Below are 24,448 nucleotides of genomic sequence, written 5' to 3' on the forward strand. Positions count from 1 at the left end.
AGATGATAAAGAGGTCTCTATTGAATCCACACAACACCGGACCCCGATGTTTTCCACTCGCCTGCTGACCTGCCTTGTTGCCGGTCTTGCGGCCTGCAACGCGCAGGCACGCTCTCCCGTGTTTCCGCCTTCGCCGATCATGCTCAGCGAGTTCATCGCCGACCCGGCACCCACCCCGCAGGCGCACGCATCCACCCTGCTGGAAACCCGCGATGGCCATCTGTTGGCGGCCTGGTTCGGGGGCGCATACGAGGGCGCGGCCGACGTCGGCATCTGGCTGACCCGGCGCGACGCGCAGCAGTGGCAGCTACCACGCCGTATTGCCGATGGCACGCACGCCGGCACGCAGGGAGCGAGCGTACCGGCCTGGAATCCAGTGCTGTTTCAATCGGCCACCGGCCCGGTGCAGCTGTATTACAAGCTCGGTCCCAACCCGCGGCAATGGTGGGGGCTGCGCATGACCTCGGCCGACGATGGAGCGCATTGGTCTGCGCCGCAGCAGTTGCCCAACGGCATTCTCGGGCCGATCAAGAACAAGCCGCTGCAACTGCCTAGTGGACGCATCCTGGCACCCGGCAGCAGCGAAGACCGCGGCTGGCGTGCGCATCTGGAATGGAGCGACGACGACGGCGCGCACTGGCAGCGCGGCATGCCGCTCAACGACCCCGGCGTGATCGGCGCCATCCAGCCCAGCCTGTTGCTGCATGCCGACGGCCGCGTACAGGCGTTGGGCCGCAGCCAGCAGAACAAACTCTTCAGCACCTTCTCCGACGATGGCGGCCTGCATTGGCAGCCGATGCAACTGCTGGATGTGCAGAACCCCAATTCCGGCACCGACGCGGTGATGCTGCGCGACGGTCGCGCCTTGCTGGTCTACAACCCCGCCATCGCCGGCAAGGACTGGTGGGAGGGACGCGGCACGCTGGCGGTGGCACTGTCGGACGATGGTGTGCACTGGCAGCGGGTAGTGACGCTGGAAGACAGCGCCAAGAACGAATTCTCGTACCCGGCGGTCATCCAGACACGCGACGGTCTGGTGCACATCAGCTACACCTGGAAGCGCCAGCGCATCAAACACGTGGTACTCGATCCGACACTGCTTGCGGGCCAGGGCGGCGGCTGACGGCGGCGCGATGTTCCGGCGCCGGGTCGATCGCGCGCGCCTCGCGCCGGCGCTGCCCCGGCATCGCCACACGCTGCGCTTCAGCGTCTCGACGCCGCTGCAGTCCGGCGCCCCCGCCGCCATCGATCAACGTTCCTTCTCCCGCCTGCGGGAGAAGGTGCCCGAAGGGCGGATGAGGGCCGCGCTGCACCAGGCATAAAGCAGCAGCCCGGAACGCTCAGCCAGCTGCAGCAGCCGACGCGCCCAACACGTCCACAATCCTGCGCACCCGCTGCACGTCGGTGCGCTGGTAATCGCCGCCCAGGTCGCTGATGTAGGCATGCGGCGCAGGCACCTGCGCAGCCACCGGGCCACGGGCGGATGCATGGAATTCGCAGGCACCGGTCCTGGCGCGCAGGTCGGCGACATTGTGCTCGGAGACACCCGCGCCCGGCATGATGCCGATGCGGCCGGCGGCCTGCCGCACCAGCGCGGCGATGACGTCCGCGCCCTCGATGGCACTGGCGCGTGCCCCGGAGGTCAGCACGCGTTCGCAGCCCAGCGCGATCGCATCTTCCAGCGCGCGCGCAGGCTCGGCACTGACGTCGATCGCACGATGGAAGGTCACGCCCAGCGATCCGGCCGCATCGATCAACACCCGCATCGTGTCCATATCGACCTGGCCATGACGATCCAGCGCGCCCAGCACCACCCCATCGCAGCCCAGCGCAACGCACTGCTGCACATCGCGGCGCATCGCCTCCACCTCATCGGCACTGAACACGAAGTCGCCCACGCGCGGGCGTATCAGCACATACAGCGGAATCCGCAAGCGCGCGCGCACCACCGCCAGCGTGCCGAACGAGGGCGTCAGGCCGCCGCCATCCAGCCCGCCGCACAGCTCCACCCGCATCGCCCCGCCGTCCTGCGCGGCCACGGCCGATGCCACCGAATCGGCCGCCACTTCAAGACCCGATGCACTCATGCCGCCGGCTCGCTGGTGTAATGGCTCTCGCCGGGCACCAGCAGATCCTGCCGTTGCGCATCGCACACTGCGTAACTGAAGCCTTTCTGGATCGCGAACGCACCCACCTCGCCACGCTTGTTCATCGCCAGAAATCCCACCTGCAGCGTGCGCGTCAGCTCCGGCTTGCGGCGGATCAACCGCATCACCACCTCGCGGCAGGCGTCGGCCGGCGACTTGCCCTGGCGCATCATTTCCACCACTGCAAAACTGCCGACATTGCGGATCACCTCTTCGCCCACGCCGGTGGAGGTCGCGCCGCCCACCTCGTTGTCCACGTACAGGCCGGCACCGATGATCGGGCTGTCGCCGACCCGGCCGTGCATCTTCCACGCCATGCCGCTGGTGGTGCAGGCGCCGGACAGGTTGCCGTGCGCATCCAGCGCCAACATGCCGATGGTGTCGTGATTGTCCTTGCCGCCGGGCAGTTTGGCATCGCGCCAGGCGCGGTTTTCCACGTTGGCCTCGGGCGAGTACTTGGAGGTCTTCAACCATTGCTTCCACGCCGCTTCAGAGCTGGGCGTCAGCAGCTTGGTCTTCGGAAAGCCCTGTTCCAACGCGAACTGCCGCGCACCATCGCCGACCAGCATCACGTGCGGGGTCTTTTCCATCACCGCGCGCGCCACCGAGATGGCGTGCACCACATCTTCCAGCGATGCCACCGCGCCGCAATTGCCCAGGTGATCCATGATGCAGGCATCCAGCGTCACCCGACCGTCGCGATCGGGGTAGCCGCCCAGGCCGACGGTGGGATTGGTCGGATCCGCTTCGGGCACGCGCACGCCCGCTTCCACCGCATCCAGCGCAATGCCGCCGGCACTGAGGATTTTCCACGCGGCCTGATTGGCGGCCACGCCGAAATCCCAGGTGGAAATCACCCGTGCCTGACCTTTGGGCAACGCCGCAGGACGTACCGCCGCCGTGCCAGCGGCCGCGGCCTGCGCACGTGCGCCCCATCCGGCCAGGCCGGAAGCGATGGCGCCCAGGGTGGCGCTCTTGAGGAAATGACGACGTTGAATCATCCAGGCGAACTCCATAACGGAAACAGATGCCGCGCACTGCGCCGCATCCTCCCATCATGCGGCAGCAACGTCCGCGGATAAACCGCATTACCCCGCGCCGCGATGCGGATTGAGGCATAACGCCCGCAGGCATGATGCGCGCAGCCGCGCCTGCTTTCGCAAGGTCGCAGCTTCGGCCAGCGGCTGCTGCGGCAGACAGCCTGCACGGACGTCGATGCGATGCAGGCCGGTGGACTCGGGCACGCCGATGTCGGCGATGGCTGAGCTGCGCACTCACCGCCGGGTCGATGGCATGTGCCAAGACCTGCCCGCCAATACAGAGCCAAGGCGTCGGGCGGGCAAGCGGCAACACGTCCGGTCCACCGCGTGCAGTCGCCAGCCGCCACTGAACAAGCGACCTGATACGTCGGCGACACGCCCACGCTCGGCTCCCAGGACACTACCTGCGCGAATGAAGGGTTCTGCACCAGTCCTACCCCCCGTCGCGGGCTCTCCACGCACTTCAACCCACCAGCGCGGCTACGTCCGCCGCGCGTCGCCGAGCCGGATCCGCAACGCAGCGGACACGACCATGCCACTGCCGCTGACGGCCATTGAGCGCCACGGCAGCGCTTGGAAAAAAAACTGCATCCGTTTAACCCCGTTTGCCGCCCTGGCCCGTTTCACCTGCAGAGGCGCAGTGCACGGCGACCTCGGGCTGCCCGGTTGTTCACCCATTCGTTCTCGCCACGCAAAGGATTCCCATGCCACGTCACAGCCTTCTCGCGCTCGCCTTGCTGCTGAGCGCCTGCTCGCACGAACCCACCTCACCCGTCGTTGGCGATCCACCCGCATCGCCCGACGCAGTGGCGCCGCCACCTTCCACAGCCGAGATCGAGTACACGCCTATTGATCAAGCCATGCCGCCTCCGCCGGTCGCGTACACGCCCGCCCCCCCAGCTCCACCAGTGCACGCGCGGCCTGCAACGATGCACAACGGCGCGCTTGCGCGGCAAGCGCCTGCTGCGGCGCTGATGGCACTCCCCGAAAGCCGCAGCATGATCATGCCGGCTCCACCGGCCGCCCCGGTCGAGAACCGCGAGACCTATCAGACCCTCAGCGACAACCCGATCGTGCAGGCCGCTGAAAGCCCGGTGTCCACCTTCAGCATCGATGTCGATACCGGCAGCTACAGCAACGTGCGGCGCTATCTCACCAGTGGCAGCCTGCCGCCGGTGGATGCGGTGCGCGTGGAAGAGATGATCAACTACTTCCGCTACGACGACCCCGCGCCCCGCGATGGCCAGCCCTTCGCGGTGCGCACCGAACTGGCTCCCGCGCCCTGGAACGGCAAGCACCTGCTGCTGCGCATCGGCATCAACGGACGCGATGTCCCGACCACCGCGCTGCCGGCAGCCAACCTGGTGTTCCTGGTCGATGTCTCCGGGTCGATGGACGCGCCCGACAAGCTGCCGTTGCTGCAATCCTCGCTCAAGCTGCTGACGCGTCAATTGCGCGCGCAGGACCGCATCACCCTGGTGACCTACGCCGGCAACACCGCCGTGGTGCTGCCGCCCACTTCAGGCAATCAACAAGCGCGCATTGTCGAAGCCATCGACAGCCTGCAATCGGGCGGCGGCACCGCCGGCGCCAGCGGCATCGAGCTGGCGTACAAGGCGGCGCAGCAAAGCTATCTGCGTGGCGGCATCAACCGCATCCTGCTGGCCACCGATGGCGACTTCAACGTGGGCGTCACCGACTTCGATACGCTCAAGGGCATGGTGGCCGAGAAGCGCCGTTCCGGCGTGGCGCTGTCCACGCTGGGCTTTGGCACCGGCAACTACAACGACACCTTGATGGAGCAGCTGGCCGACGCCGGCGACGGTGCCTACGCCTATATCGACTCGCCGCTGGAAGCGCGCAAGGTCTTGACCCACGAGCTGGGCGCCACGCTGGAAACCATCGCGCGCGACGTCAAGATCCAGGTCGAGTTCAACCCGGCCACCGTGCAGGAATACCGCCTGATCGGCTACGAGAATCGTGCGCTGCGCCGCGAAGACTTCAACAACGACCAGGTCGATGCCGGCGACATCGGTGCCGGTCACAGCGTGACCGCGCTGTATGAAATCACCCCGGTCAACAGCACCGCGTCGGTCGATCCGCTGCGCTACGCCGCCAGCCTGCTGCGTCCGGCGGGCAACGCAGACAACGAACTTGCCCACCTCAAACTGCGCTACAAATTGCCAAGCGCGCACCGCAGCAGCCTGCTCGATACCGTCATCCGCCGCGACCAGCAGGTGGCATTGAATGCCTCCAGCGAGGCCTTCCGCTTCTCTGCGGCCGTGGCCGGTTTCGGCCAGCGCCTGCGCGGTGGCAGCCAGCTGCACGGCTGGGATTTCCCGCAGGTGCGCGCCCTGGCCGCAGGCAGTATCGGCAAGGATCGGTACGGGTATCGCGCCGACTTCCTGCGCATGGTGCAGCAGGCCGAAGCACTCGGCAGCCGGCCGGTCGCAACCACGGACTGATGCACGCGGCGGTTGCCTATACTGCGCGGATGCATCCAGCCGATCTTGCGCCGCTGCCCGACGAGGAGCTCATGCTCCTCGTCGCCAATGGTTTTGTCGAACAACCGGCCACCGAGTTGTTCAAGCGCCATAACCGCGCCCTGTTCAACTTCCTGGCCTGGCAGTGCGAAGGCAATCTGAGCGAGGCCGAAGACCTTGCGCAGAAAACCTGGGTCAAGCTGATGACCCGCTGCAGCGACTATCGCCCGGGGCAGGCCGCCTTCACCAGTTTCCTGTTCCAGATCGCGCGCAATGCCTGGCTCGACACGCGGCGCAGTGCCTACGTCGCCACCTCGGTGCCGCTGGAAGACCCCCATCTGCAGCTGCCCGACGATGACCTGTCCACCGAGCAACTGGCCATGCTGGGGCAGCAGCAACAGCGCGTGCGCGCAGCGGTCATGGCGCTGCCCGATGCGCAACGCGAAGTGGTGGTATTGCGCTTCTTCGTCGGGCTGGCGGTGGAAGACATCGCGCAGGTGGTGGGCGACGGCTTCGAGACGGTCAAGAGCCGGCTGCGCTACGCCTTCGCGAAACTGCGCCTGAGCCTGGACGCGGTGCAATGAACGCGGCCTTCGAACGCTTCCTCGCTGGCGACGACGGCCTGGCTGCACTGTTGCAGGCCCAGCCGGGCTATCTTCCGCCTGCGCGCATGGATGCCTGGTTTGCACAGGCCGCGCAGCAGGCCGAGCGCGCACGCAACACCGCTGCGCAAGACGCCGCACAATGCGGACCACTCGCGTCGATGGACGCGCCAGTTGCCGCGTCGGCTGCGCAATCCGATCACACGCAAGCCAGGCCGCAAGCAGAAGGCGCGCGCAATGCGGCCATGCAAGGAACCACGCAATTCGAGCCGCCCGCATCGATGGATGCGCCGGTTGCCGCGTCGACTGCGCAATCCAACCAGACGCAGGCCATGCCGCCGGCGGAAGGCGCGCGCGATGCAGCCATGCAAGAAACCGCGCAGTTCGAGCCACCCGCATCGATGGATGCCGCGTTTTTTGCATCGGCTGTGCAGGCTGACAGCCCCCACACCGCAACGCCGACTGACGGCTCGCGCAATACAACGGCGCAGCAGTTCGAACCGCCATCATCGATGGCTGCGGTGTTTGCTGCTGCAGCCGCGCAGGCCGACCTGTCTCAGGCCGCACGGCGCGCCGCCATCCAGGGGCGTCTTGGTGCCGGCGAGGATGCGGCACAGGCACTGGGCGCACCGGTGCAGGACGCGACGCGTGCATGGCTGCAGCAGCTGCCGCCGGCCACCGGCAGCGACTGGACCGATGGCGATGCACGGTATCGGCACGACGGCGCTGAAGCGGATGCGTCGACCGGTGACAGTCAGCCAGCTGCGCAGGCTGCGACCGCGGAGGTCTCCGGTCCTGCAGCGGACGATTCCGCGCAGAGCGCGGCCCAGGCCATCGCAACGGCCGAAGTGACGACCAACGCAACAACGCCCGACGCTGCGGCAGTAGCCGATGCGCTGCATTCGGCAACACCGGCGGTGCGGCGCGCGCGCCGGCAACGCTGGATGCCGGCGCTGGCGCTGGCCGCCTCGGTCACCCTGGCCGTGGGTGTCGGGCTGCACTGGCGGGCCAACGTAGCTCTGCCCGCGCCGCCCATCGAGGCGGCACGCGTCGCCGTCCAGGAGCCTGCAGACCGGACCAATGAACCGCAGGCTGCGTCGGTGGCGGCAAGCCCGGCCGAGTCCGACTCTGCACCTGCATACGAAGGCGGCCTGGTCGCAGAACGCTCGCCGGTGCCACCACCATTGGCATCCATGCCACCACCCGTATCGGCAAAGCCCTCAGCCGCATTCGCCGCTCCCCCGAGTCCAGCGCCGTCTGCCTCGCCCGCTCCACCGGCACCGCCTGCGCCTGCGCCTGTTGCAGTCTTGCCGGAACCGATGGTCGCTGCACCGTCCCCATCGATGCCTGCAGCCCCGATGGCAGCGATTGCCGACACGGACGTCGACGCCACGCAGCCCATCTCTGCCGAGCGCGAATCTGTCGCGATTGCCGACGGCAGCGCGCAACAGACCACGCAAGAGCGGCCGAACGCAGTGGCGCCCCCCTCGGCACACGTGCCCGGCATACCCTTGCCGGCCATCGACACCCAGCAGCGATCACTCGCCGAAGCCGGCAAGTCGCCCCCCTCCATCCAGGCTGGCAGTGCCACCCCAGCCACTCAGCCTTCCGGGCTGCTATCGCGCACTCCGCCGAAAACGGCTCCACTGAAAGCCCCCGCGGCGCAGCGACGGCAGGCAGACAACACTGCAGCAATGTCGGCCGAAGCAGTGGCGCCAAAACCGGTATCGGCCCGCAGGCTTGCGACATCCGACACTGCGCGGCAGCGCGCTGCGTCTGCCGCGGCAATGCAGTTGCTGCCACTGTCGAGCACTCCGGGCGAATGGATCGATCGCCATCTGCGCGCGGGCCAGCGCGCGCCGATCAGGCTGCGTCTCGAAGCCGCCACACCGGATGCACCTGACGTCAGGCGTTGGGTGGACCAGCTGCGTACCGCCTGTCGCGATCGCGGCTGGTCCACGCAGATCGAGATCGCGCCCAATGCGCAGCTACCGGATGATCGCCTGCGCATCGAGGTACAGGTCGCCCTGAGCGCCGATTGAGCCCGGCGCCTACAGGTGGGTTTCGGCCGCCAGCCAGGCACAACCCTCTGCCTGGAACCGACATGGACCAATCGCGCAATGGCTGTGGACGCTGCCTGGTCTTGGAGGCCAACCGCAGCCGTTCGGCAGCAACTGCTTAACCGTGCCACCGCAAGAGCAAAACGTGGAGCGCAGTGCGCACCGATGTATGCGACCCGTGCCGTTCGCTGTTGCGCAGAGGATCGATGAAGACAGCCGAGATTGCAGCGACCTGCTGCAGGCATGCGGGCGGCTGACGGCTGACGGCTGGCGGCTGGCGGCTGGCGGCTGGCGGCTGGCGGCGGCAATATCCAAGCCCAGCGCATCCGCGTACAAGCGTTCCACCTTCAGGCTCACAGCGCATCGGTGCGCGTGCGCCTGCGGCGTTGATGCCAGTGCCAACGCACTCCATCGAGTACCGCAGCTCAATGGCGCGCTTGGCCGCTGAATGCGGATCAACGCGCGCAGTCCGCCCAAGTTCCGGCCAAGGCAGGGTCACGCATGCGCTCCTACCCGCGCCGTCCCGGCATCAACGCGTGGTGCAACGCGACTCCAGGCGTCACTGCTCGCCAGCAGCGTGCAACGACCAGTAACAGCAGAGACGTCACAAACTGCCCGCCTTCGCTGCGCCGATCAGCCTTCGGCCACCTCACCGTTCTCGCCAGCCTCGCCATCCTCGCGCAACAGGCTGGTCAGCACATGATCGCGCCAGACGCCGTTCAACTGCAGATAGCGTCGCGCGCGGCCTTCGATCTGGAAGCCCAGCCGCGCCAGCACCTGCGCGCTGCGCACATTGTCCGGCACGTACTGCGCCATCACCCGGTGCAGCCCCAGCGGACCGAACACGAACGCAATGCCCTGCGTGGCAGCCCACTGCATCAGGCCACGCCCTTGTGCCGCGGCATCCAGCCCATAGCCGAGATGGCAGCCCTGAAACGCGCCGCGCTGAATCTGGGTAAAGCCCAGCGTGCCGATCACCTCCTGCCCGGCACACAGCACCAGCTGCAGCTCGCGCTCGCCGGGTACCGACGCGCGGTAGGCGATGCACAACCGCCGCCAGCCCTCGGCGGTATAGAACGCCGGCGGCCGCAGCGGCATCGCCTCGATCAGATGGGCGCGGTTGCGTGCGTGGTAGTCGGCGACGGCAGCGGGGTCGATGTTGGCCAGATCGGACAACACCACACCGTCCGCATGGCGCACGGGCTTGAAGGCGGGCAGACTCATGGCATCCCTCTGCAACCGCGGTATTGCGCAGCGTATCGAACGATGACAGCCGTGCATCGCACCGTCAAAGCTGCGCTACCGGTAGCGAACCGAACCCCGGCCTGGCTCTTGCAGCCGCGTGACCGCGAACGCATCGCCCGGCTTGCAGTCACTGCCAGCGCGGCGCCCGATACGCTGGCTGCATGTCCCGGTTGGATCCGACAATCGCACGGAGGCTGCACTGCGCGCGCACGCTCTGCCGATGGGGAGCACCGCAAGTGCCGGTCCGACGACTGCGGTGTCGCTCTACCGGCTGCCCTAGGCGGCGGCAGCCGAGTCAAGCGCCTGCGCCACCTGCGACTCGATGGCATCCAGATTCGGTAGCAGCGCGCTTTGTTCGCCGAGCAGCACACGCATGTGCACGCCGTCCGGCAGCGCGTCTTCCGAGGCGTCGGCCAGCAAGCCGTCGCGCGGCACCGAAATCAGTTGCGGGAACGAGGCAGTCAGCAACGCGAAGTACGGCAACGCAGGATTGCCGCCCAGCGCCTTCAACACGATGACCTTGTTGTTGACGGCAGTGGGCTCCTCGCCCAGGCCGCTGAGGCGTGCGAACGACAGCAGTGGCACTTTCCAGCCATACCAGTCGATACGCCCCACGACCCAGCGCGGCATGTCCGGCAGCGCTTCGACTGCCACGCGCGACATCACCTCGGCCACCGTGGCGTTCGGCAGCAGCACGCGCTCGGTGCCGGCCTGAATCAGGACGCCGCGGATTTCGTCATTGTTGGCGTAGCTCATCGCACCATTCCGATCTGAGAGGGAGCGCCCGGCTTACGCCGGCCAACGCTGTGCCAACGCCTGCGCCAACTGCGCAGGATCGCCGGTCAAAATGCCTTGTCGGGCCAGGCGCGCCGCAGCGGCCGGGTCGTAGCAGCCGTCGGCGGACTGACCGGCCAACCAAGCACCCTGCTCGGCCAGTGCCAGCGATGCCTCCACCAGCGCCTCGTTGGCGCCGCTGAGCATCAGCACCGCACTGTCGTTGGCCGGCAGCGCGGCGATCAGCGCCGCAGGATCGCTGTGCGCCACGAACGCCAGCGCACCTGCGTGCTGCTGTACGCCAAGTTCGTCGGACAACACATAGGCCTTGCCCGGCACGACCACCTGCCCAGGCTCGCCCAGTTCGACCGGCAACGCGGACACGCGCCCCATCTGTCGCACCAGGTTGCCGTACTGGCCACCATCGAGGGTCATCCGCACCAGCACCGCACGCGGGAAATTCGGCGGTAGCGCAGCCAGCAGGCGGCGGATCGCATCCGGACCACCGATGCCGGCCATCACCAGCACTGCGCCGGTCACCTCGCCGCTGTGCTCCAGATCCACCAGCGACAGGCCGCCGGTCGACAGCGCAGCCACATCCACTTCGGTGCGCGGGCGCACCACCACGGCAACCTCGTCGACCAGGCCCCAGGTGCTGGAATCGCCCAGCGTCGGGCCCTGCTTGTCGGCACCATTTGAGGTCTGCGCGTGATCGACGGCACGCGTGAACATCGCATCGCCCGGCATGCTTTCGAAGGCATGCGCGGCCGCTTCCAGATGTTGGTCCAGTTGCAGATCCGAATGCTGTCGCGGTGCGAGCGTCAGGCCCGGCTCGGGTTGCAGCGAGGGCTCGCTTTCGGTGCCCGGCGGCAACACATCGGCATGGCCGTGCAGCTTGGCGGCCAGATGGCGCACCCAACGCTGTGCTTCCCAACCCTCGCGACGTACCGTGAGTTCGGCCTCGTCGAAGATCACCGTCACGCCGGGCATGTTGAAGGCCGGCTCCAACGCTTCCAGCGCATCTTCGATCGCCGGCTCCAGCGCGACCAGCACCGCGACCGGCTCGGCGTCGCGCAGCATCTGCACGTCGACCGCCGACGGTTCGTCTTCCAGCACGACCTGCGCACCGGCCAGGCCGAGCGCTTCGCGCAGGCGCTCGCGCGCCTGGCCCGGCCGACCCAGCAGGGCGACCGGAGTTCCCATTGCGCCATTAGTCTCGGACACGGGCGATCCCCAGCAGGTCATACACGTTTCGCATCAGATCCAACTCTTGGTAAGGCTTGCCCAGGTAGCGCTGCACGCCGATCTCGAAGGCGCGCTGGCGATGCTTCTCGCCGCTGCGCGAGGTAATCATCACGATCGGCACCGACTTGAAGCGCGGGTCGGCGCGCATCGCAGTGGCCAGCTCGTAGCCGTCCATGCGCGGCATTTCGATATCCAGCAGCATCAGGTCCGGCACGCGCTCTTCGAGCAGCTCCAGTGCCTCCACGCCGTCGCGGGCGGTGGTGACATCCAGGTTGTGGCGTTCCAGCACGCGGCTGGTGACCTTGCGCATGGTCAGCGAGTCGTCGACCACCATCACCAACGGCACCTGGCGCTGCGCTTCGGCCGGGGTTTCCAGGGTCGGACGCGCCGGCTGGCTGAGGTAACGCCGCACCAGCGGGGCCACGTCCAGGATCACCACCACGCGGCCATCGCCGGTGATGGTGGCGCCGTAGATACCCGGCACCGAGGCGATCTGCAGGCCCACCGGCTTGACCACGATTTCGCGGTTGCCCAGCACCTGATCGATCGCCACTGCGGCGCGCAGATCGCCCGCACGCACCAGCAGCAACGGCACCTGCGCCTGACCATCGGCGCGCGCAACCGGCTGGCCGACCAGCGAGCCCAGGTCGTGCAGCACGTACTCTTCGCCGGCGTAGTGATAACCGCCCTCGCCCGATTCGTAGCGGGTGCGCGAGATGCGGCCGATACCGCTGACCGAACCCACCGGCACCGCGAACGTGGTTTCGCCGATGCGCACGAACACCGCCTGGGTGACCGCCAGCGTCTGCGGCAGGCGCAGGGTGAAGGTGGCGCCCTGGCCGCGCACCGAGTGGATATCCACCGAGCCGCCGAGCTGACGCACTTCGTTGCGCACCACGTCCATGCCCACACCACGGCCGGACAGCTGACTGACCTGTTCGGAGGTGCTGAAGCCGGAAGCGAAGATCAGGCCATCCAGTTCGGCCTCGCTGAGCTGCTGGCCGGGCTCGATCAGGCCGCGCTGCTCGCCGCGGCGACGGATCGCCTCGCGGTCCAGCCCGGCGCCGTCGTCGGCCACTTCCAGCACGATTTCCGAACCTTCGCGGCGCAGACGGATGGCGATGCTGCCTTCTTCCGGCTTGCCGGCGTCGCGGCGTTGCTCTGGCGTTTCCAGGCCATGTGCGACCGAGTTGCGCAGCATGTGTTCCAACGGCGCGACCATGCGGTCGAGCACGTTGCGATCCAGTTCGCCCTGGGTGCCTTCCAGCACCAGGTGCACCTGCTTGCCGGTATCGCTGGCTGCCTGGCGCACCACACGGCGCAGGCGCGGCACCAGACCGTCGAACGGCACCATGCGCGCGCGCATCAGGCCGTCCTGCAGTTCGGAGCTGACGCGCGACTGCTGTTGCAGCAGGCCGTCGTACTGCCGCGACAGATCTTCCAGCACGCCCTGCAAGCCGCCCAAGTCGGCCGCCGATTCGTTCAGCGCGCGGCTGAGCTGCTGCAGGGTGGAGAAGCGGTCCAGCTCCAGCGGATCGAAGGTGCGATCGCCCTGGTCCTGTTCGCGCTGATAACGCGCCACGATCTGCGCTTCGGTTTCCAGATCCAGACGACGGAGCTGGTCGCGCAGACGGGCGTTGGTGCGATCCAGTTCGCCCATGGCGCCGCGGAAGGCGCCCATCTGCTGTTCCAGACGCGAACGGTAGATCGCCACTTCGCCGGCGTGATTGACCAGGCGGTCGAGCAGGTCGGCACGCACGCGCACCTGTTCCTGCTGCGCGCGCGGCATCAGTTCTTCTTCGACCTGGCCGTCGACCGGCACCGGCGCCGACAGCGGCGCAGGCTCCACCGATGCCTTGGCGATCGCGCGCACATCGGCGTCGCTGGGCGGGGCGGCATTGCGGCCACGGGTGCGGGTTTCGAAGGCTTCCACCAGGTCGGTCGGCATCGACACGGCGCGGTGCATGCCGGTACGGGTCAACAACTGATGCAGGCGGTCGAAGCCGCGTTCGAACAGGCGCACGTCATCGCGATCGATGTCGGTCCGGTTGGCCGCCACTGCTTCGAGCAGCGATTCGATCGCATGACCGAGGTCGCCGATGGCGTTGATGCCGGCCATGCGCGCGCCGCCCTTGAGCGTGTGCAGATCGCGCTGCAGTCCGTTGAGGACCTCGCGGTCTTCCGGCACTTCGCGCATGCGGGCGAGCAGACCGTCGCAATGGTCGAGCAGGTCGCGGCCTTCTTCGACAAAGATGTCGACCAGTTCGCCATCGAGCTGATCGAAGTTGAGCGGGCCGATATCGAACGCGGCGCCCACCTCGTTGGTGGCCGCTTCGACCGGCGCGGCGTCTTCCACCGGTGCGCTGAGGGCCGCCGCTGCGCTGGCTTCGTGCTCGACATTCTCAGGCTCGGCCGTCGCGGATTCAGCGGCGTCGATGTGCTCTGCCCGATCGCGCGTTGCAATCGCGTCGTCGTGGGGCGCGTCGGCGTCGGTGGTCGCGCTGTGGTCTTGCAACTCCGGCACGGTCTCGGACTGCGGATCGCCCGATTCTTCGACCTGATCGGCCGCATGCGCCATTTCGAACGCCTGCACCGACGCGATGGTCTGCTCCGGCACGGCGTCATCGGCATGCACCGTCGCGGCGTGCTCGGTCTCGGCGTGCTCGTCCTCTGCGTGCGCTGCATCCACGTGCTCGACGTCCGCCTGCGCTACGTTGTCGTCAGCTTCGGCGGTCGGCGCATCGTAGTGCGCTTGCTCGTCCAGCTGCGCCGGTTCGATCGCGTCCGCCTGCTCGCTCGATTCAACCAACGGGTCCGACTGCGACGGTGCGTCGTACGCCGCCTGCGCTTCGGAATGCGCCGCCTGCTCGGCGTCCGCATGGTATTGCGCCCCGGCGTGATCGTCCGCTTGCGCAGCGTGCTGCGCTTGTTCGCTCGTCGTTACATCTGCGTCGTGCGCCTGCACCGATTCGGCGTGCTCTGCGGCCTGGTCGGCCGCATGCTCGCCATGGTGATCCTGCGCGCCGGCGGCGTGTTCGGGCGACGCGGCGACGTGGTCGACATACCCCTGATCGAGGCCCTGACCATCGTGGTCGGTCGAAACGCTGTCCAGCGCCGCAGTTTCCGGGGTCCAGTCCTCGGCGATCGCGGCAGGCGCCTCGTCGGCGACCGCGACATCGGTGTGCACCGCATCCAATGCGTCGATGGTTTCGACAGTCGCTTGGTCTGCAAGCGTGTCGGTATCGGCCACTGGTGCAAGCGTTTGCGTGTGGCCCAACGTGGCCTCCGCCTCGGCCAGCTCGTCTACCGCAACGCTGTCGTCCAGGTGCGTGGCATGGTCTGCAGCGTCGTGCGCAGACGGCGTTGCATCGGCAGCGGCGTACGTTTCGCTTGCTGCATCTTCGACAGGGTCGGCAGGCTGCGATGCCGCATCCGCTGCCTCGCCGTGCTGCAGCTCGGTGGCATCCCAGGCGTCGGCTTCGACCGCCGGCTCATCGACCGAGCTGTCGTGCGCATCGGTGCCCTGGGCTGCGGCTTCGTCATGCTGCGCGGCTTCGCCGTGCAGCGAGTCGGCCTGCTCGGGGTGCGCGAGCGGGGCGACGCCATCGCTGGATGCGGCATCGGCATCGGCAGATTCGGCGAACGCGTCATCCTGCTCCAGCGCTGCGACGTGCTCGTCGCTGGCTGCAGGTACCTCAAGCGCGTGTAGCGAACTGTCTGCCTCGGCGCCGGCCAGCTCGTCCACCGCAATCGGAGCCTCGGCGTGTGCATCGGCGTCTTGCGGCTGGTCGGCCGGATGCGTCGGTGCAGCGGTATCGGCCGGCAGTGCGCTGGAGTCCAGGTACTGCGACAGATCCTCCACGCCGGTGAGTTCGACCGTTTCGTTGGCGTCGAGCTCGTCGCCGGCAGCGTCGAGCTCGTCCAGCTCGTCCAGGGCCACCTGCGGCGGCCACTGCGCTTCGGGCAGCGTGTCCACCAGGGCGCGCAAGCGCTCGGTCAACGGCGCAAACGACGGAATCAACGGCGCGTCGGCGCGCAGTGCGGTAACCGTGGTCGCGATCGCCGCAGCGGTAGCGGTGATCGCATCGATGCCGTCCTGCGAGGGCGTTTGCGACGCCGCAAGCAGACGCTTGACATAGCTTTCGGCCGGCGTGGTCACCAAGGTGATTTCCGGCACATCGGTCATCGCGAACGCGCCACTCATGGTGTGCACGGCACGCAGCAACTCTTCGGTTGCCAGTTGCGGCTCGACCTGCGTGGCCTGCAGCCAGGCGTTGACGGTTTCCAGATGCGTGGCGACTTCGGCTTCCAGGATCTCGCGCAGCACGCTGTCCACCGACGCCGGCGTGCCACTGGCGACAAGCGCCCCGGCAACGGCAGGAATCGCAGCAGGTTCAACCGCCACCGGCGTTGCCGGTGCGGGCACGTAATAGACCTCTTCGCCCGCGGCCACCCGCTCGGCGATTGCCTGGATCTGCGGCAAATCGGCACCGATGCGGCCCTGGTCGCGCAGCGCTGCGTTCAATTGCGGCAGCACTTCGTAGGCCAGCTCGACCATCGCCACCACCGCCGGGCTGGCCGGGCGCGAGTTATCGAGCACGCGGTTGAGCATGCTCTCGATCTTCCAGCTGAATTCGCCCAGCACGCTGGCACCGACCAGACGCCCACTGCCCTTCAAGGTGTGGAAGACGCGGCGGATCGGGCGCAGGTGGTCCGGACTATTGGGCGCAGCGCGCCAGACCGGCAGCAACTGGCCGAGGTTGACCAGTTCTTCGTCGAATTCTTCGAGGAAGACATCGCGGATGTCGTCATCGATATCGCTGTCGCCAAAGCCGCCGAAAATGCCGGCATCGGCGGTATCGGCCGCCGCCGCTTCGCTCGCTGCCTGCAGCGGCGCTGCATCGGACGCTGCGTCGCTGGGGGCCGGTGCATCCTGCGGACGCGCCACGTCGAATTGCGCGGCGGCCGCGTCGAGCTGCGCCAGGAAGGCGGCCGAAGCATCGTCCAGTTCGAACTCGCTGACCGTGGCCTGCTGAACGCGCGGAGTCGTTTGCTCGGCGCTGGCGTCGGCCGGCGCGTCCGGTGCAACGTCCGGCGCGGACTCGACAAACGGATCGTCCAGTTCCTGCGGCGGAGCCGGCGGCGGCGAGAACGCATCTTCGATGCTGGTCTGCGCGCGGCGCGCATGGTTCTCGGCAATGAAATCCAGCGGTGCGTCGACCTGGTCCATATCGCCAGGCAACTCGATCTGCTCGATCTGCAACGGCGTGGTGTCGGCCACCACAGGCGCAGCGGCCTGCTCCTGTTCCAGCGCGCTCAGATCCACGGTGTAGCTGACCTGCGCGGCCTCGCTCGCTGCGTGACCGTCCTGCTCGGCCGATACCGGGTCGAACGCCGACGTGGCGATCGGTGCAGCCTGTTCGGTGGTTTCCAGCTGCCAATCGCCGGGCGCATGCGTACCGTCGTCGGACAAGTCCAGCGGCGCAACCGTAAACGGCACGTGCGCCTGGCCGGAGAGGGTTTCTTCTGCAGCCACCGGGTCGAACGAGAACACCGTATCGGTCGCCGCGGCGCCGGTGTCGTGCACCACGCTGGCCGCGAACGGCGTTTCGACCACGGTTTCGTTGGCCCATTCCAGCGGCGCGACAGGCGCCGCATCGTTGGCCGCCGCGTCCGGCGTGCCGGCATGCTGGGCAAGCGACACGGCAACCGGCTGCACCTCGGCAACGCTGCCCGGCTGGTCGGCACCGACCGGCAATTCGGACGGCTGGCCCGAAGGCAGCGGCCAATAGCGCAGCGTTTCCAGGCTGTTGCGGGTGATGTCCAGAATCTCCTCGCGGCCGGGACGGCGCTCGCGCAGGGCTTCCAGGTAATACTCCAGGCTGGCCATCGCGTCGGCCAGCGTATCCAGCTGACGTCCGCTGGGCACGCGTTGCTTGCCGATCAGTTCCAGATCGACATAACGGCGCACGCCTTCCAGGTAATCGGCCGCCTGCGGCAGTTCGAGGATGCGCAAGGCACCGCCGACTTCGCCCAGCAGATGCGGCACGTCGGCCAGACGCGCGTGATCCCAATTGGTCTCGATGAAGGCGACGAAGTGTTCGCGCGCCGCACCGAAGTTGGCGATCGCCTCCTGCGCCAGCACATCGACGGTGCGACGCACTTCCGACGAGGTGGCGCTGTTGCTGGCCTCGTTGCCGTCGCCGCTGTCGGCGCCCAGACTGGCGACCTGATCGTCCAGCGACGCATCCACGTACAGCAGCGCGCCGGCGATATCCAGCAGCACGCCTTCGTCCATCTGCACCTGGCCATCGACCACGCGCGCCAGCGCATCGCGCTGCTGCACGACGACGTTGCGCGCCACGCCCAGGCCCATCATGCCCAGGGTGTCGGCCACACTGCCGAGGTCATTGACCTGGGTCTGCAGCTCGGCGATGTCGCCGCCGGTGCGCAGATGCAGATCCAGCGCGTCTTTGACGCGCAGCAATTCTTCCTTGACCGCACTGCCGACCGTGTCGAGCAGTTCGCGATTGCGGCCGGACAGGCTGCCGCGTGCGTGATCCAGCTCGGCTTCGGTGGCGACACCGGCCTGCGGATCGAACGCGAACAACACGCTTTCATTCAGACCCGGCTGGCCACGGGTGGCACGGATTTCGTTGAGCAACGGCAGCAGCACGATCGGAATGTCGCGATGGCCGTTCTGCAGGCGTTCCAGATAATCGGGCAGCAGCACGGTGCCGCGCATCAGCATGGCGCAGGCTTCGTCGCGGTCGCTGACCTCACCGGCCTGCACCGCGTTGGCCAGCAGCTCCAGTTCCTCGGCCACCATCGCCGGCGCGTATAGCTCGACCATGCGCAAGGTGCCCTGCACCTGATGCAGGTAACCGGCGCAGAAGCGCATCCGACTGGTGTCGGACGGTTCTTCGGCGAAGTATTCGATCTCGTTGCGCGCCTGGCGCAAGGTCTCGTCCAGCTCCGGCTTGACCCAGCCCAGCGCGGCGTGGCTCATCGCATCGCGAAGCGCACTCATTGCAGCCCCCTGACAACGGCCGGCTCACCGCTTGCGCGGTCACCGGTCACTTCCTGCATCGACGTAATGCGACTACGCGCCATCTGCTGATCCTTTCCCGTTCCGCGTCGTGGTCACGCCGGCAGCTTGAAGTCGGCGACCGAACGGCGCAGATCGGCAGCGAGCTGAGCCAGGTTGCCGATCGACTCGGCCGTCTGTTCCGCACCCTGCGATGTCTGGCTGGTGATCTGACGGATCACGCCCATGGTCTGTGTGATGTCCGTCGCCGCAGCCGACTGCTGGTGTGCGGCGATGGAGATGTTCTTGATGAGGTTGTTCAGTGCGTTGGACACGCGCTCGATTTCGGTCAGCGCGGTGCCGGCGTCTTCGGCCAGGCGCGCACCGGACACCACTTCGGAGGTGGTCTGCTCCATCGAGCTGACCGCTTCGTTGGTATCGGCCTGAATCGTCTGCACCAGGCCTTCGATCCGTCGCGTCGCACCGGAGGTGCGTTCGGCCAGGCGCTGCACTTCGTCGGCCACCACGGCGAAACCGCGACCGGCCTCGCCCGCCGAGGCGGCCTGCACCGCGGCGTTGAGCGCCAGGATGTTGGTCTGCTCGGAAATGTCGTTGATCAGTTCCACGATCGAGCCGATTTCCTGGGTCGATTCGCCCAGGCGCTTGATGCGCTTGGAGGTTTCCTGGATCTGGTCGCGAATCTGGTCCATGCCCTGAATCGTCTCGCGCACCACACCGGCACCTTCGGCGGCGATGACCACCGAGCGCTGCGCCACTTCGGCCGACTCGGTGGAGTTGCGCGAGACCTGTTCGATGCTGGCAGCGATTTCGCTGATGCGCTCGGACGCGGTGGTGATCTGGTTGGCCTGCTGGCCGGCCGCGTCGGCGAGCTGCATCGCCGTGGCCTGGGTTTCCTGGGTCGACACGGCCACCTTGGCCGAGGTGTCGTTGATGGTGGTCACCAGGTGGCGCAGCTCGTCCACGGCGTAGTTGATGGCGTCCGCGATGGCGCCGGTCATGTCTTCGGTCACCGACGCCTTGACGGTCAGATCGCCTTCACCCAGCGAGCTGATTTCGTCCAGCAACCGCATGATCGCCTGCTGGTTGCGGCTGTTGAATTCCACCTGCGCCTGGTAACGCACGTCCTGCTCGCGGGTCCGTACGCGCACCGAGCTCCACACGAAACCGACAATGGCCAGCAATGCGATCAAGCCGGAAACCACACCCAGCCAGAAGTTCGGAAACAGGCGCGTATCGCGCACCGAACCGAACGCAGAGAACGCATCGAACAGCTTCTTGCTGTCGTCGAGCATCTTGTTGGAGCCGGCGGTCAAGGCGGCGGCCGAGGACTGCGCGGCGAACAGGTTGCGCGAGCTGGCGAGGATGGCGTCGATGTCCTTCTTCATCGTCGTCCACTGCGCCTGCGACTGCTCCAGTGCCGACAAGGCGGCCGGGTTGCGCACCGCGGCGATGCCCAGTTCTTCGTTACCTGCGCGCAGGCCTTCCAGCATCTGCGTGAACACCACCGAGTCGCGCGCCAGCGCGTCGCCCGAGGCAGCGGCATTGGCGCCGCCGGCGCGCATTTCGGTCACCCGGCGCGCCATGGTGCCGGCGACCACCACCTGCTGCAGCGTGTTGTAGATCTGCGAGGCAGGTGCGCCGCTGACCGTCATCGCGCGCACCACCTCGTTCAACTGCGCCTGCAGCTGCGGCACGCTGCCGGTGAAGCGTTCGGCGTTGCCGGCCAGACCGAGCACCGCCGGTTCGCTGGCGATGATCTGGTCGGCGTTCTTGCTGAGCGGCACCCAGGTCGCCTTGAGCTGGGCCATCGAACTGGCGACCGAGCCTTCCTGGCCGTAGCGGCCATCCAGTTCGCTCACCGTGCTGTCGATGCGGCCCTTGGTCTCCTTGAACGCGGCGAACGCCTTGGGATCGCCGGAGACCGCTTCGCGGCCCTGGTTGGCCAGCTGCTGCGAGAGCACCTGCAAGTCGGCCGCGCCGGTGCCGGCACCGGCAAGACGACTGCCCTGCCAGGTCGCGACGCCGGTGTTGGCGCCAAACACGATCATCGACAACACCAGCAAGCCAAGCCAGAAGCTGGTGCTGACGCTGCCGAGCTTGTTGGTCTTGCGGGCGTCCGGGGCGGTACTCATGGTTCGACCTCGATCTGTATGACGTGGCGGGGTCGCGGCTTAGGCCGCGGCCTGCCGGAATTCAGGAGTGCGCGACAGCAACGCCAGGGAGAACACACCCCAGTCCTGCGTCTCGTTGCGGAAGGCACGATCGATGAAGTGGGCGTAGCGGCCTTGCGCCAGCTCGCCGGGTTCGACCGCCTGGGACTGTTCGAAGCTGCGCTGGCCATACAGCTCATCGATGGTCAGCGCGACGTCGCCGCCGCTCTGACGCATGATCAGCACCCGCTGGCCTTCCTGCAGCACCGTGCGACGGCCCTCCAGGAACTGCTTCAAGTCGATCACCGGAAACAGGTTGCCGCGCAGGTTGCCCACCCCCAGCAACCAGGGCTGCCCGCCGGGCACCGGCGTCACCGGTGGCATCGGCACGATTTCCGCCACTTCGCGGAAATCCGACACCAGTCGCCGGGTCCCGACGCGATAGCCGACGCCACGCCAGATATCGGCCGAGAACTGGCGCTCCGGCAGCGGCGTGGCGTGCGCAAGACTACGACGCTCGTAGTCTTCGAGAATGTCGAATGGAGAGCGCATCAACGCACCAGTTGTTTGATGCGAGCGATCAGATCGTCTTCGCGCGGCGGCTTGACGATGTAGTCGCTGGCACCTTGTCGCAAACCCCATGCCTTGTCGGTTTCCATCCCCTTGGTGCTGACCAGCAGCACGGGGATGTCCTTGGTGGCCTGGTCGCGTGCGAGTGCACGCGTTGCCTGGAAGCCGCTCATACCTGGCAGCACCACATCCATCAGCACCAGATCGGGCGCCTGGCTGCGAATCAGCTCAAGTCCCGCTTCGGCGTTGTCGGTGGCGACGACCGTATGGCCAGCTTTTTCCAGCCATTGACTGAAGACTGCCCGATCGGTGGGCGAGTCCTCGATCAATATAATTCGAGCCATGTTGCCTTTCCCCCTGGTCAGGCGTGGACGTACGTGCGGATCGCGCTCAGTAGTTCTTCACGGGTGAATGGCTTGGTCAGATATTGCTCGGAGCCGACGATGCGGCCACGCGCCTTGTCGAACAGGCCATCCTTGGACGACAACATGATCACCGGCGTCGACTTGAAGAGCTGGTTGCCCTTGATCAACGCGCACGTCTGGTACCCATCCAGGCGCGGCATCATGATGTCGACAAAAATGATCTGAGGTTGCTGGTCCGCAATCTTGGCCAGTGCCTCGAAACCATCGGTCGCTGTCACTACTTCACAACCTTCCCGCTTCAGCAGCGTTTCGGCGGTGCGGCGAATGGTCTTCGAATCGTCGATGACCATCACCTTCAGTCCTGCGAGTTCCCCACCCGCAGCAATGTTTTCACTCATGCAAATATCCCCGGACGCGCAACGCTTCATCCCTTCCGACGTCGCTACGAAACTGCATGTATATCCCAAGACCCGCATCGACTGTCAAGGGCGCATTGCCGGGGCCCCGCCAGGCGGACGTTCCGACCGCGGCCAGGTGCCTCCGGACCGGCAAGTCGCGCATCCGCGACCTGTCGGGCACGCCATCGCCCACCGCTTGAAGTTACCATCGGCAGCTTGTTCGAAAGGTTTAGCCCCATGTCGCTCGACGTCGTTGTGGTGATGGATCCCATCGCCTCCATCAAGATCGCCAAAGACACCACCTTCGCCATGCTGCTGGAAGCCCAGCGTCGTGGCCACCGCTTGCACTATGTGCGCCCCGGCGGGCTCAGCCTGCGCGAGGGACGCGCCGTGGCGCAAGTCGCCCCCTTGAGCGTGCGCGAAGACAAGACAAGCTGGTTCACGCTGGGCGAGTTCGCCGAACTGGAATTCGGCCCCGGCCAGGTGGTGCTGATGCGCAAGGACCCGCCGGTGGACGCCGAGTTCGTCTACGACACCCAGGTGCTGAGCGTGGCCCAGCGCGCCGGCGCGCAGATCGTCAACGACCCGCAGGGCCTGCGCGACTACAACGAGAAGCTGGCGGCGTTGCTGTTTCCGCAATGCTGCCCGCCGACGCTGGTGAGCCGCGATGCGGCGACGCTGAAGGCGTTCGTGCTGGAACACGGCCAAGCCGTGCTGAAGCCGCTGGACGGCATGGGCGGGCGCTCGATCTTCCGCAGTGGCACCGGCGACCCCAACCTCAACGTGATCCTGGAAACGCTCACCGACGGCAACCGCAAGCTGACCCTGGCGCAGCGCTTCATCCCGGACATCACCGCCGGCGACAAGCGCATCCTGCTGGTGGACGGCGAGCCGGTGGACTACTGCCTGGCGCGGATTCCGCAGGGCGACGAATTCCGCGGCAACCTGGCCGCCGGCGGGCGTGGCGAAGGCCGCCCCCTGTCCGAGCGCGACCGCTGGATCGCCGCGCAGGTCGGCCCGGAAATGCGCCGGCGCGGCATGCGCTTCGTCGGTCTGGACGTGATCGGCGATTACCTGACCGAGGTCAACGTCACCAGCCCCACCTGCGTGCGCGAGCTGGATGCGCAGTTCGGCCTGAACATCGCCGGGCTGCTGTTCGACGCGATCGAGGCCGGCACCGCGCAATGAGCAAGGCCGCGGCGCAGCCTGCAGCGATGGACGACCGCCAGCGCCTGAGCGCGATGCTGGTGATCTCGCTGTTGCTGCACGCCGCGCTGATCCTGGGGGTGGGTTTCACGGTCAGCGAGGATGCGCCGCTGGTGCCGACACTGGACGTGATCTTCAGCCAGACCAGCACGCCGTTGACGCCGAAACAGGCCGACTTCCTGGCCCAGGCCAACCAGCAGGGCGGCGGCGACCACGACACCGCCCAGCGCCCGCGCGACAGCCAGCCCGGCGTAGTACCGCAGGACCGCACCGGGCTCGCGCCACAGGCGCAGCGCGCCACCAGCGTGCAGGCACCGGAGCCGACCCAGACCCGCGTGGTCAGCAGCCGTCGCGGCGAGCAGACGATGCCCACGCCGCAACCCAACCCGCGGACCGACCCGCTCACCCCGGCCGATGCACAGCGCGTGCAGCGCGACGCGGAAATGGCCCGGCTCGCCGCCGAGGTGCATCTGCGCTCGGAGCAGTACGCCAAGCGCCCCAACCGCAAGTTCGTCTCGGCCAGCACCCGCGAATATGCGTACGCCAACTATCTGCGCGCGTGGGTGGATCGCGCCGAGCGCGTGGGCAATCTGAATTATCCGGACGAAGCGCGGCGGCGCCGGCTGGGCGGCAAGGTCGTCATCAGCGTGGGCGTGCGCCGCGACGGTAGCGTGGAAAGCAGCCGCGTGCTGATCTCCAGCGGCGTGCCGGCGCTGGACGATGCCGCGTTGCGCGTGGTGCAACTGGCCCAGCCGTTCCCGCCCCTGCCCAGGACCAAGGACGACGTGGACATTCTGGAAGTCACCCGCACCTGGCTGTTCCTGCCCGGCGGCGAGCTGCACGACGATCGCTGAGACCGCCCAGGCGCGCGCTCTGCGCGATACACCACCCCACGACCAGGCGCGATCCTGACCCGGTAGAAGGCGGCAACGCAGGATCAGCGGCACGTAGTCCTCGCACCGTCGGTGAGGCAGCCTGCATGAGCGTGGATGCCGAGCGTGCACCCCTGCTCACCGGCTGGAACGGCGGCGTGGCGTCCGACCTGCAGCAGGCCGGCAACGCCGGCGTGCGCTCGACTGCCGCACCTGGAAATGTGCTCGACGGCGTGGACACCT

The 24,448-nt window shown here is 67.3% G+C and carries 17 protein-coding genes; 7 read left to right on the top strand and 10 right to left on the bottom strand.

Going from position 1 to position 24,448, the window contains the following annotated elements:
* Positions 1–46: 46 nt before the first annotated feature.
* The gene (locus FHY18_RS05260) at positions 47–1,123 is read left to right on the top strand and encodes a sialidase family protein (protein WP_259152007.1); all 1,077 of its coding nucleotides are present in this window, start codon (positions 47–49) and stop codon (positions 1,121–1,123) included.
* 10 nt (positions 1,124–1,133) lie between these two features.
* Positions 1,134–1,322, top strand: a complete 189-nt coding sequence (locus FHY18_RS05265; RefSeq protein WP_259152008.1) for a hypothetical protein — start codon at positions 1,134–1,136, stop codon at positions 1,320–1,322.
* Positions 1,323–1,340: 18 nt separating this feature from the next.
* Here the strand turns inward: FHY18_RS05265 and FHY18_RS05270 are convergent, their stop codons facing one another.
* Positions 1,341–2,087 carry a copper homeostasis protein CutC gene (locus FHY18_RS05270; protein WP_259152010.1) on the bottom strand — a complete coding sequence of 249 codons (747 nt, stop codon included), beginning with the start codon at positions 2,085–2,087 and terminating at the stop codon, positions 1,341–1,343.
* On the bottom strand, positions 2,084–3,148 hold the full coding sequence (locus FHY18_RS05275) for a N(4)-(beta-N-acetylglucosaminyl)-L-asparaginase (RefSeq protein ID WP_259152013.1): 1,065 nt from the start codon (positions 3,146–3,148) through the stop codon (positions 2,084–2,086). Before FHY18_RS05275 ends, FHY18_RS05270 begins: the two co-directional genes overlap by 4 nt.
* Positions 3,149–3,891: 743 nt before the next feature.
* Between FHY18_RS05275 and FHY18_RS05280 the strand changes: the two genes are divergently transcribed.
* From FHY18_RS05280 to FHY18_RS05290, 3 genes are read left to right on the top strand one after another with little or no spacing between them, the layout of a single operon-like run.
* Positions 3,892–5,652, top strand: coding sequence for a VWA domain-containing protein (locus FHY18_RS05280; RefSeq protein WP_259152014.1), 1,761 nt, complete (start codon positions 3,892–3,894; stop codon positions 5,650–5,652).
* A gap of 29 nt (positions 5,653–5,681) precedes the next feature.
* Complete coding sequence (locus FHY18_RS05285) at positions 5,682–6,254, top strand: sigma-70 family RNA polymerase sigma factor (RefSeq protein ID WP_104562684.1); 573 nt, start codon at positions 5,682–5,684, stop codon at positions 6,252–6,254.
* The gene (locus tag FHY18_RS05290; protein WP_259152020.1) at positions 6,251–8,314 is read left to right on the top strand and encodes a hypothetical protein; all 2,064 of its coding nucleotides are present in this window, start codon (positions 6,251–6,253) and stop codon (positions 8,312–8,314) included. The genes FHY18_RS05285 and FHY18_RS05290 overlap by 4 nt, the downstream gene beginning before the upstream one ends.
* A 651-nt stretch (positions 8,315–8,965) precedes the next feature.
* On the opposite strand, the gene FHY18_RS05295 is transcribed toward FHY18_RS05290, so the two are convergent.
* The 8 genes from FHY18_RS05295 to pilG all read right to left on the bottom strand — a co-directional run bounded on the left by FHY18_RS05295 (position 8,966) and on the right by pilG (position 22,127).
* On the bottom strand, positions 8,966–9,556 hold the full coding sequence (locus tag FHY18_RS05295; protein WP_259152021.1) for a GNAT family N-acetyltransferase: 591 nt from the start codon (positions 9,554–9,556) through the stop codon (positions 8,966–8,968).
* Between the two features lie 297 nt (positions 9,557–9,853).
* Complete coding sequence (locus tag FHY18_RS05300) at positions 9,854–10,333, bottom strand: chemotaxis protein CheW (RefSeq protein ID WP_046962981.1); 480 nt, start codon at positions 10,331–10,333, stop codon at positions 9,854–9,856.
* A 33-nt stretch (positions 10,334–10,366) separates the two neighbouring features.
* The gene (locus FHY18_RS05305; protein ID WP_259152512.1) at positions 10,367–11,554 is read right to left on the bottom strand and encodes a chemotaxis protein CheB; all 1,188 of its coding nucleotides are present in this window, start codon (positions 11,552–11,554) and stop codon (positions 10,367–10,369) included.
* A 7-nt stretch (positions 11,555–11,561) separates the two neighbouring features.
* Positions 11,562–18,626, bottom strand: coding sequence for an Hpt domain-containing protein (locus FHY18_RS05310; RefSeq protein WP_259152026.1), 7,065 nt, complete (start codon positions 18,624–18,626; stop codon positions 11,562–11,564).
* Between the two features lie 113 nt (positions 18,627–18,739).
* Entirely contained in the window at positions 18,740–20,776 is a 2,037-nt protein-coding gene (locus tag FHY18_RS05315) for a methyl-accepting chemotaxis protein (RefSeq protein ID WP_259152028.1), read from the bottom strand.
* A gap of 39 nt (positions 20,777–20,815) precedes the next feature.
* Positions 20,816–21,346, bottom strand: a complete 531-nt coding sequence (locus tag FHY18_RS05320) for a chemotaxis protein CheW (protein WP_005988637.1) — start codon at positions 21,344–21,346, stop codon at positions 20,816–20,818.
* Positions 21,346–21,708, bottom strand: a complete 363-nt coding sequence (locus FHY18_RS05325; RefSeq protein ID WP_006450735.1) for a response regulator — start codon at positions 21,706–21,708, stop codon at positions 21,346–21,348. Before FHY18_RS05325 ends, FHY18_RS05320 begins: the two co-directional genes overlap by 1 nt.
* A 17-nt stretch (positions 21,709–21,725) precedes the next feature.
* Positions 21,726–22,127, bottom strand: coding sequence for a twitching motility response regulator PilG (pilG, locus tag FHY18_RS05330; protein WP_005913706.1), 402 nt, complete (start codon positions 22,125–22,127; stop codon positions 21,726–21,728).
* Positions 22,128–22,364: 237 nt separating this feature from the next.
* Between pilG and gshB the strand changes: the two genes are divergently transcribed.
* Both gshB and FHY18_RS05340 read left to right on the top strand, forming a co-directional pair.
* A complete protein-coding gene (gshB, locus tag FHY18_RS05335) occupies positions 22,365–23,315 on the top strand; it encodes a glutathione synthase (RefSeq protein WP_259152193.1) in 951 nt (316 codons plus the stop codon).
* The gene (locus FHY18_RS05340; protein ID WP_259152194.1) at positions 23,312–24,187 is read left to right on the top strand and encodes an energy transducer TonB; all 876 of its coding nucleotides are present in this window, start codon (positions 23,312–23,314) and stop codon (positions 24,185–24,187) included. The genes gshB and FHY18_RS05340 overlap by 4 nt, the downstream gene beginning before the upstream one ends.
* The last annotated feature ends 261 nt before the right edge of the window (positions 24,188–24,448 follow it).

It is taken from the genome of Xanthomonas sp. 3793 (genome assembly GCF_024806835.1).
Classification (GTDB): domain Bacteria; phylum Pseudomonadota; class Gammaproteobacteria; order Xanthomonadales; family Xanthomonadaceae; genus Xanthomonas; species Xanthomonas arboricola_F.